The 435-nt window shown below is 41.8% G+C and carries 1 protein-coding gene; it reads left to right on the top strand.

From position 1 onward, the window contains the following. Positions 1–435: hypothetical protein (locus HR9077_RS21795; RefSeq protein ID WP_210725811.1), on the top strand; the 435-nt coding region annotated here is incomplete at both ends.

Raw genomic sequence — 435 nt, 5'->3', positions numbered from 1 at the left:
CCATATAGCAACGCGTGGCGCAGGGTTAAGTGGTTTGGGTGGAACAACAACTGCTGGTGGACAAACAGTTGGCGGTGCCGTGGTCAATGAGCTGCGTTATAACGAGAACGGTGAAGCTGTTTACACAGATATTAGTAACGCTACGTTAGCAACAGAAAGCCGCGTACAGCAAATGGACACAACGTTTAGCCAAGTATCATTTTTAACTGATTGGCAGTTAAGTGAATCTACAGCGCTTAAGTTACTACTAGGTCATTCGGAGAATAAATTTACTATTCCTGTTAGTGATAAAGTGTTTTATGAAGGCTTTGGTAGAGTGACCTCTGATTATGTGCAAGATCGTTTTTATGCTAAGCATACTTATGACTTTGATACAGCCTCAATCGATAATTGGAAAATGCACGAGTTTGATCTGGATGAAAGCGAACAGAACTC

The sequence above is a fragment of the Modicisalibacter radicis genome (assembly GCF_900961225.1).
In the GTDB taxonomy this organism is placed as follows: Bacteria; Pseudomonadota; Gammaproteobacteria; order Pseudomonadales; family Halomonadaceae; genus Modicisalibacter.
This window is presented reverse-complemented; position numbering and strand designations above follow the sequence as displayed.